Source organism: Halorubrum tebenquichense DSM 14210, assembly GCF_000337415.1.
Classification (GTDB): domain Archaea; phylum Halobacteriota; class Halobacteria; order Halobacteriales; family Haloferacaceae; genus Halorubrum; species Halorubrum tebenquichense.
In genome coordinates, this window is record NZ_AOJD01000008.1 from 1 (window position 1) to 3,468 (window position 3,468).

6 protein-coding genes, 1 tRNA gene and 2 pseudogenes are annotated in these 3,468 nt (G+C 55.2%); 7 read left to right on the plus strand and 2 right to left on the minus strand.

Annotation, left to right across the window (positions count from 1 at the left end):
- From C472_RS17710 to C472_RS00930, 3 genes and pseudogenes are all read left to right on the plus strand, one after another.
- Window positions 1-102, plus strand: a pseudogene (locus tag C472_RS17710) (CBS domain-containing protein); the annotation flags it as partial.
- A gap of 63 nt (window positions 103-165) precedes the next feature.
- The gene (locus tag C472_RS00925) at window positions 166-750 is read left to right on the plus strand and encodes a GNAT family N-acetyltransferase (RefSeq protein WP_006627900.1); all 585 of its coding nucleotides are present in this window, start codon (window positions 166-168) and stop codon (window positions 748-750) included.
- 61 nt (window positions 751-811) lie between these two features.
- Window positions 812-885 (plus strand) — tRNA-Thr (locus tag C472_RS00930).
- Window positions 886-1,031: 146 nt separating this feature from the next.
- On the opposite strand, the gene C472_RS16745 is transcribed toward C472_RS00930, so the two are convergent.
- Window positions 1,032-1,379 (minus strand): hypothetical protein, encoded by a 348-nt coding sequence (locus tag C472_RS16745; RefSeq protein ID WP_152420563.1) that lies wholly within the window; start codon window positions 1,377-1,379, stop codon window positions 1,032-1,034.
- 331 nt (window positions 1,380-1,710) lie between these two features.
- Here C472_RS16745 and C472_RS17715 point away from each other — a divergent pair, with 331 nt between their 5' ends.
- The 4 genes from C472_RS17715 (at window position 1,711) to C472_RS16755 (ending at window position 3,396) form a co-directional block, all read left to right on the plus strand.
- Window positions 1,711-1,932, plus strand: a complete 222-nt coding sequence (locus C472_RS17715; protein WP_006627901.1) for a hypothetical protein — start codon at window positions 1,711-1,713, stop codon at window positions 1,930-1,932.
- Window positions 1,933-1,971: 39 nt separating this feature from the next.
- Window positions 1,972-2,169 (plus strand): hypothetical protein, encoded by a 198-nt coding sequence (locus C472_RS17720; protein ID WP_006627902.1) that lies wholly within the window; start codon window positions 1,972-1,974, stop codon window positions 2,167-2,169.
- Window positions 2,170-2,263: 94 nt separating this feature from the next.
- A complete protein-coding gene (locus C472_RS16750) occupies window positions 2,264-3,034 on the plus strand; it encodes a hypothetical protein (protein WP_152420564.1) in 771 nt (256 codons plus the stop codon).
- Complete coding sequence (locus C472_RS16755; protein WP_152420565.1) at window positions 3,034-3,396, plus strand: hypothetical protein; 363 nt, start codon at window positions 3,034-3,036, stop codon at window positions 3,394-3,396. Before C472_RS16750 ends, C472_RS16755 begins: the two co-directional genes overlap by 1 nt.
- Here the strand turns inward: C472_RS16755 and C472_RS16760 are convergent.
- Window positions 3,384-3,468: pseudogene (locus C472_RS16760) on the minus strand (IS6 family transposase); the annotation flags it as partial. The gene C472_RS16755 and the pseudogene C472_RS16760 overlap by 13 nt on opposite strands.

Genomic DNA, 3,468 nt, shown 5'->3' on the forward strand with positions numbered 1-3,468 from the left:
GGGTCGTCGACGCAGGGCGTCTGCGAGAACTGCGGCGGGTTAGTCCCCGACCTCGTCACCGCCAACGGGCAGGCGGTCTGCCCGAACTGTCGCGAGGTCTGAGCCGCTCGGGGCGGCCCGTCCCGCGGTCGGCAGCCTCAACAGGCCGCGAGCCGAACTGGGGATATGGGCGCAACGGATCCCCGCGTCGAGCGGGCGACCGCCGACGACGTCGACGCCGTCACCGACATGTGGGTGGCGCTCGCGGCGGGCCAGCGGGAGTACGGGGCCACGCTCCGCGCCGAGGCGAACCGCGCGACGGTCCGCGAGTGGGTCGCGCAGTCGGTCGTCACGGGCGACCTGCTCGTCGCCCGCGACCCGGAGGCCGCGGGAGACTCCGGCGATGACTCGAACCTCGTCGGCTTCGTCGGCTTCTCGCTGGAACGCGGCGACTACGAGCGCGACGCCGTCCGCGGGACCGTCAGCAACCTCTTCGTGGTGCCGGAGCGGCGCGGCGAGGGAGTCGGGACGGCGCTGCTCGACGAGGCCGAGCGGACGCTCCGCGAGCGGGGGGCCGACCGCGTGGCGCTGGAGGCGCTCGCCGACAACGACCGCGCCCGGTCGTTCTACGCGGCGCGGGGCTACGATCCCCACCGCGTCGAACTGACGAAGTCGCTGGGTGAGGAGGGCGAACCCGGTGACGACGAGAGCGGGGACGGAGGAGACCAAAGCGGGGACGGAGACGACGACCGCACCAACGAAAGCGACTGACCCCGGCCGGGTTCGCGGAAAGCGACACGCACTCATAGGAGGACCGAGTACGGCCGCACGCGCCAGGGGAGCATGGGCGGTTCATGCACTCGACTTGTAATCGAGACTTCCGGGGTTCAAATCCCTGCCCTGGCTCTATCAAGTTTCTGAACAATCCCACGCAGATCTGACACCCGGTGGGGTTGTGCGTCCTGTCGAGGATGCGGTATTTACTTCACGATAACATCGACCGGCGATTCTCCGGAGTGACGGAGCGCCTCTGATCTGAGTATGTTTTGAATTCAATTCTCTGCTTGATCTTTATGATACGCTCTTTGTGCAATTGCTCCCAGTATGAGGCTCAAACCAAATGCCAGTAGTAGTACATATCCCCAGATATTCACTCCATAAGTCGCAGCGACACTGATAACGGCCCCCAATCCCGCACCACCAACAGTCAACAATACATTTGAAGTCGCAATAGTAGTTGGCGCAGAAGGGTTGATCAGACGGCTTGTGTTCTTTTCAGCCTTTTTTGACTGGGACGGTTGTGACGCTCCGTCTAAGTCATCGTTGGTTCTTGTTTGACCCTCTGGCTCTACCCCTTCTTCAGCTTCTGTCTCTTCTTCAGCTTCTACCTCCTCACTCATTTCTATATACTTCATTTATATTTGGATATAAATTATTTTTGAATAACACATATGCTAGATCTGGAATCGTAGTGTCTGGTACAATAATCGGTGTGTATGGAAAGCCCACCAACCAACACAGTTTTGCTCTCATAGCCGATGACCACTCGCCGGGCGCGCCGGGCGTGAGGATGTAGTCGTGCCCACCTCTTCATGCTCGACAAAACATCAACACGGCCAGTCGCACTGCTCCCACCTATCCGTGGCTCATCGCCCCGGCGCTGGCTCTTCTCGCACTCCTCGTCACCCATCGGCTGTGGGCGGGTGGCCCGACCTGTGGCGAGCTCGGCGCGTGGTCCTCCCGATCGTGGAGCGACTCGCCGACAGCGACTACGACGACCGGCTGGACATCGTTAACGAGTGCGTGGATGTCGACCTCGACGCCCTCGTCGTGGAGCGCCCCGAGAAGACTGGTCTCCCACTCCAAGTGCGGGATCTCGTCTGGACGATCGACGCGCCGCCCTCGAAGGTCCGTGAAGAGTTCCGCTTGATGCCGCGCTGGTGGCCCTGCTAGCTTGCCAGTATCCAGTACGAAGTAAGCGACGAGCAGCGCGTGTACGAGATCGGCTCGTACGCGTTCCGGAGCGAGAGGTTACTCGCCCGCGGCAGGTTCCACGTTCGGCTCACGCCGCGCGAAGGCAGCGAGAAGACGACGCTGTGGGCACACGAGGAGTATCCGCGTGGTGGCGGCCGGTGGCTCACGATCACCGTGAGATATGGTTGCCGGAGCATGGGGTTCGAGTGGCGTTGACGCTCGCGAGCGACGAACGGTTTGGTTACATGAGGATTTAACACGCAAGCAGTTTCGGCCAAAGCTTGATTTTGATGGCTTCACAGTCGCACCCATGGCCGAAGATCAGGATAACACTACTCCACCACCCACTTCCGAGGAAACTGTTACAAGAGGAAATATTGACGCCCTCATTGAACATCAAGACGTGTTTGTGAAGCGGAAACAGCAAATAAAAAAGGCGATCGATATATCAATAGAGAACTACGGTGTCGAAAATGTCTATGCTCATATACACAACAATATTGAGATAGCAATTGCGGGATTAGAGGAAACTAGAGATTACGATGAAGAAGATTGGGACTCCTTAGGGGATGCAGTTGTTGGATATTTACACGTTCTAACATTAATGGAGTCTGGGACAATCGATTATCTTGAACAGAAGGATCAATCCTCTGAGCTACAGGATTTTTTGATATCCTCATTCCTTGAATATGGCCCCGCACTACAGCGAATTAGCTATTATAAAAACCAAGGGAAGAGATGGTGGAGTTCCATTAAAACAGAGCAGGTAATCGGGAATGAAGCACTGAAGCATAGGCATACACTCACGATTGACCGACAGGATGACGTTCAGATTGATTCAACACCTCATTCAGATTGGGTTATAATAGAACACATACTAGCCGAAGTGATTACATCTCTAGACATATCTAGTGGTAATCCGGAAGAGATCGTGAATATACCCTATTTCGAAGAGGCACGACGTAATATGTATTTCATTGAAGAAGTAGTCCGGCGATCTGATCAGGACATTGAACTAACTGATAGAGAGGATATTATAGGTACAATAGAAACGGCGATAGGAGATGAGGAGGGTCAGTAATGGCTGGGTCATTAGCCAGTAAAGGTCCTGAAGACGAAGAGAATGTATCAGAGAATCCTGCGCCACAGAGTAGACCGAAAATTGAAGAAGATAGGCTACCTGCCTCAAATAATATAACGCCCGTTGGGACAGAACAGATAGAATCACGACAATACGAATTTGACGATGTCTGGTGGGATGAGGATAGTGAGGAAGATCATGACAAAGGCGACGATACCTCCTTCGAGGGACCCATATTGTCTCCAGAGAGTGTTCGTTTATTAGAAGTAGAGCAAGGTGAGATCGAAGCAGCAATACAACATGTTGACTCTTTGGCTGAGGATGTTAACACCATTAGAAACGGTAGTGTTCAGATAAGCTGATTCCATGCGAAGGCAAAGGATCTGAGCCACTCGTTTGCTGTTTCTGCTTCGGCGTTGCTGAAACAGTTTGAG